Origin of the sequence: Paraeggerthella sp. (assembly GCF_048427265.1) — a bacterium.
Taxonomy (GTDB): domain Bacteria; phylum Actinomycetota; class Coriobacteriia; order Coriobacteriales; family Eggerthellaceae; genus Paraeggerthella; species Paraeggerthella hominis.
In genome coordinates this window covers 1-4,726 of record NZ_DBFOSR010000052.1, presented here as the reverse complement: position 1 = coordinate 4,726, position 4,726 = coordinate 1, and the positions used below count along the sequence as shown (strand labels likewise).

The 4,726-nt window shown below is 65.6% G+C and carries 3 protein-coding genes; all 3 read left to right on the top strand.

Annotated elements, in window-relative coordinates:
- Positions 1-1,058, top strand: a 1,058-nt coding sequence (locus tag ACMNI9_RS05050; RefSeq protein ID WP_418831109.1) for a DUF2252 domain-containing protein, incomplete at its 5' end; no start/stop codon positions are given.
- A 24-nt stretch (positions 1,059-1,082) separates the two neighbouring features.
- Positions 1,083-3,485, top strand: a complete 2,403-nt coding sequence (locus tag ACMNI9_RS05045) for a glycoside hydrolase family 3 C-terminal domain-containing protein (protein WP_418831107.1) — start codon at positions 1,083-1,085, stop codon at positions 3,483-3,485.
- A 77-nt stretch (positions 3,486-3,562) separates the two neighbouring features.
- Positions 3,563-4,726 carry a putative ABC transporter permease gene (locus tag ACMNI9_RS05040; RefSeq protein WP_114566939.1) on the top strand — a complete coding sequence of 388 codons (1,164 nt, stop codon included), beginning with the start codon at positions 3,563-3,565 and terminating at the stop codon, positions 4,724-4,726.

The window sequence follows — 4,726 nt, the reverse complement described above, 5'->3', positions numbered from 1 at the left end:
TCAACGATTTCGACGAAACCGCACCTGCGCCGTGGGAGTGGGATGTCAAGCGCCTGGCTGCAAGCATCGAGATATGCGGGCGCAACCGCGGCTTCAAGCCCAGTTGGCGTCGCGCTGCGGTGCGCTCTGCGACGGCGGCCTACCGCGAGGCCATGGCCTCGTTCGCGCGCAAAGGGGCCCTTGACGTGCACAGCGCACGCCTCGATGTGGAAGAGGTGCTGTCGCATGCCTTGCAGGGCGCTTCCGCAAAGGAGGAGCGCCGCGTGCGCAAGCAGCTCGAACGCGCCTTCTCGAAGACGAGCGCCCGTGCGTTCGGCCGGTTCGTGCAGGTGGGCGAAGCAGGAGCGACCATCGCGTTCGATCCCCCCAACGTGGTTCCGCTCGATCGGTTCTCGTCCGTTGCCGAGGCCGATCGCGTGGCCGCCTCGCTCATCGAGCTTCTGGAGGGGTACCGTGAAAGCCTTGCGCCCGAGCGATGCTGCCTGTTCGATCAGTACGAATACCTTGACGCCGCCCAAAAGGTGGTGGGCGTGGGAAGCGTGGGCACGCGAGCGTGGATTATCGCGCTTGTGGGTCGAGACGTGCGCGATCCGCTTGTGCTGCAGGTGAAAGAAGCGCAGGCTTCGGTGCTCGAGCGTTATTGCGGACCCAGCGGATGGGCGTCCCACGGCCAGCGCGTGGTGCAGGGGCAGCGGCTCATGCAGGCTGCGGGGGACGTGCTGCTCGGATGGACGAGCGCGCCGGACGAGACGGGCCGCCAGCGCGATTACTACGTACGGCAGCTTTGGGATTGGAAGACGTCGACCGATCTTGAAACGGCGCCCGCCGCCGAGATCGAGGCCACGGGCCGTTTGTGCGGCTGGACGCTCGCACGCGCTCATGCGCGCACGGGCGATCGGTGCGCCATCGCAGGCTACCTGGGAACATCGGGTTCGTTCGACCGGGCCGTAGCTGATTTCGCGCGCGCCTACGCCGACCAGAACGAAGCTGATTACCGCGTGTTCGTCGATGCGCTGGCCCACGGCGGCCTTGACGCCGGTCCGGAACCGCTGTCGTAGCAGGGCGCAAGGAGAGGAGGCCTTATGGACGTCGAATCGGTGCTCGAGCAGATGACGCTCGAAGAGAAGTGCGCATGCCTGACCGGCGAGGGCTACTGGGTCCTCGGCGGCTGCCCTCGGCTGGGCGTTGCCCCTATCGAGGTGTCCGACGGCCCGCACGGCTTGCGTCACCAGTCGGGCGCGGCCGACAACCTGGGGCTTTCCCAAAGCGATCCCGCCGTGTGCTTTCCCGCGGCCAGCGCCTCGGCGTGCTCGTTCGACGTCGACCTGCTGCGGCGCATGGGGGAGGCCATAGGCGACGAGGCGCGCGAACAGGGCGTGGCCGTGGTGCTGGGCCCCGGCGTGAACATGAAGCGCAGCCCGTTGTGCGGTCGCAACTTCGAGTATTTCAGCGAGGACCCCTTTCTGGCCGGCACGCTGGGCGCGGCTTACATCCAAGGCGTGCAGAGCCGCGGCGTGGGCACGTCGCTCAAGCACTTCGCGTGCAACAACCAGGAAACGCACCGGCTCATCTCCGATTCGGTGGTGGACGAGCGGGCGTTGCACGAGCTGTACCTGGAGCCGTTCCGGCTGGCTGTGGAACAGGGCAAGCCCTGGACCATTATGACCGCGTACAACCTGATCAACGGCACGTATTGCTCCGAGAACCCTTGGCTTATGGAAGAGGTTGGCCGCAAGGCGTGGGGCTTCGACGGCGCTTACGTGTGCGACTGGGGCGCCGAAAGCTCGAACGCCGACAGCCTGCCGGCGGGATTGGACCTGGTCATGCCCGGGGTTCGCCCCGATTATCGCCTTGACGTGGCCGACGCCGTGCGCGCGGGCCGCATATCCCGCGAGCGCTTGGACGACGCCGTGCGCCGCGTGCTTCAGCTGCACGACAAGCACGAGCGTGCGCGCGACATCGTCCGGATCCGCGACCTTGACGCGCGCCTCGAGGTTGCGCGCGAGGTTGCCGAGCAGTCGGCGGTGCTCTTGAAGAACGAGGGTGCCCTACCGCTTGAGCCGGGCGCGCGCATCGCGGTGATCGGCGCGTTCGCAAAGCACCCGCGCTACCAGGGGGCGGGGTCGTCCAAGATCAACCCCGTTTCGCTCGACTGCGCGTTCGACGAGCTGGTCGCCGCCCAAGCCGCATGCTCGTACGCTGAAGGCTACGATCGCGAAACGGGCGCGGCAACCGAGGCTCAGCTTGAGGAGGCCGCCGCGGTCGCGCGGCGCTGCGATGCGGCCGTGGTGTTCGTCGGGCTGCCGGACGCATCGGAGTCGGAAGGAGCCGACCGCTCCCACATGGGTCTGCCCGAAGGCCATGACAGCCTGGTCGAGCGCGTGTGCGCGGCCAACCCGAACACCGTGGTGGTTCTGCAGGGTGGGTCGCCCGTAGAGCTTCCTTGGCGCGACCGTCCGAACGCCATCCTGCTGAGCTACTTGGCGGGCTGCTGCGGCGGGAAGGCGACCGCCGACGTGCTGCTCGGTCGCGCGAACCCTTCGGGCAAGCTTGCGGAAACCTGGCCCGTGTGCCTGGTCGACACGCCGTGCGCGGACTTCTTCCCGGCTACCGGAAGGCAGGCGCATTATCGGGAGAGCGTGTTCTCCGGCTACCGGTACTACGATGCCGCCGGCGTGGAGGTGGCCTACCCGTTCGGGCACGGGCTGTCCTACACCCGCTTCTCGTACGAGAGCCTGCATATCGAGGCGGCCGACGATGGGTTCGCCGTGTCTTGCACGGTTCGAAACGTAGGGGATCGGTTCGGCAGGGAGGCCGTGCAACTGTACGTGGCGCCGCTCGACAACGCGGGAATCCGCCCTGTTCAGCAACTCAAGGCGTTCGCGAAGGTGGCGCTTGAGCCGGGCGAGGAGCGCCGTGTCGAACTGGCGCTTCCTCGACGGGCGTTCGCGCATTACGATCCTGAAACGTCCTCTTGGGAGGTGTTCGAGGGGGCTTACGATGTGCGGGTGTCCGCTTCCAGCCAAGACGTGCGGCTGCGCGTCGCCCTCGACGTGGCGGGCGTTCCCCGCGCGGGGCAAGCGGTGCCGCAGGCGTATCGCGCGGTGCATGCCTCGGGATTTGCCGACGAGGCGTTCAGGGCGCTGTACGCCAAGCCGTATCCCAAGGTCATCGTTGCCATGCGCCCCTACACGCCCAATGCGACGGTAGGGGATCTCAAGGCGTCGCTCGTGGGATGCGCCGTGCATTGGATTCTGCGCCACGAGCTGAAGCTGCTCGCGCGCAGCGACCCTGCGGCGCGCGCGGCAGCCGAGCGCATGGTCATGGACACGCCGCTTCGCACGCTTGCCATGTCGGGCGTCGACATGGGACTGGTGGACGGGGCGGTTGATATACTGAACTATCGGTTCTTAAGAGGGTTCAAGCGTCTTCGTCGCGTGCTTGCCGGCGCCTCGGCTTCCGAGGACCCTGCAACGCAAGCGTGAAGCGGCTGCACAGTAGAAAGAAGGCTGCGTGCCCGACCGTCGAAGACGGCGGCGCCGCTCGATCGAAAGGAATGGGAATGCAAGAGGGGAACAACAAGGAAGACGGGCGCATGCCCTGGCTTTTGAAGCTGTTCGGCGTGCTGTGCATACTGGGCGGCCTGACGTCGCTGGGCGATCTGATCCCGGTGGTCCTGGCGTTCGTCCAGGGCATCGGCGGCGAAGGCTACCGCATGGCGTCGGTGATCATCTTCTCCGCCCTCATGGTGGTGCTCGTGGTCACCGCCGTGCTCTTCGTGTTCTTGGGCTACCGCCTGATCCGCAACCGGCGCGAGCATGCGGCGGCCGCGGCCAACACGCTGGTCGCTTTGACAGTGCTGTCCATCATCGGCACCATGATGCTGTTCGGCCTTTCCGCCCATCACATCGGGTACCTGATCCAGCTGGTCATCCTCATTGCGGTGACCGCGTACCTCGACCCGCAACTGGTGGAGGAGCGTCGGCTGCAGCACAAGCTCAAGAAGATGGACAAGGAGCAGCGCGCCCAGGAGCGCAAGGTCGCGCGACAGCGCAAGCCCAAAAAAGGATTCATCACGCTGAACTTCTTCAACCTGTTCTGGATCTTCGTGGTGTGCTGCATCCTGGGTCTTGTCATCGAGACGATTTACCACTTCATCCTGTTTCACGAGTACCAGGACCGCGCCGGCATGCTGTTCGGGCCGTTCTCTCCCATCTACGGCTTCGGCGCGCTGCTCATGACCATCGCGCTCAACCGCTTCCATGACAAGCCTATCTGGGTGGTCTTTTTGGTGAGCGCCGTCATCGGCGGTGCGTTCGAGTTCTTCACCAGCTGGATCATGGAGTTCGCCTTCGGCATCCGCGCATGGGATTACACGGGATCGTTCCTGTCCATCGACGGGCGCACGAACTTCGTGTTCATGGTGATGTGGGGCGTTTTGGGCATGGCGTGGATCAAGCTCTTGCTGCCGCAGCTGCTCAAGCTGATCAACATGATCCCGTGGAACTGGCGCTACGGCGTGACGGCCGTGTGCGCGGCGCTCATGCTGGTGGACGGCATCATGAGCATCCAGTCCATCGACTGCTGGTACCAGCGCATGGCGGGGAAGGCCCCCGAGACGCCCATCGAGCAGTTCTACGCCAAGCACTTCGACAACGAGTACATGCAGAACCGATTCCAGACCATGGACATGAACGTGGAGGATTCCGCTCGCGCGGACGTGTAG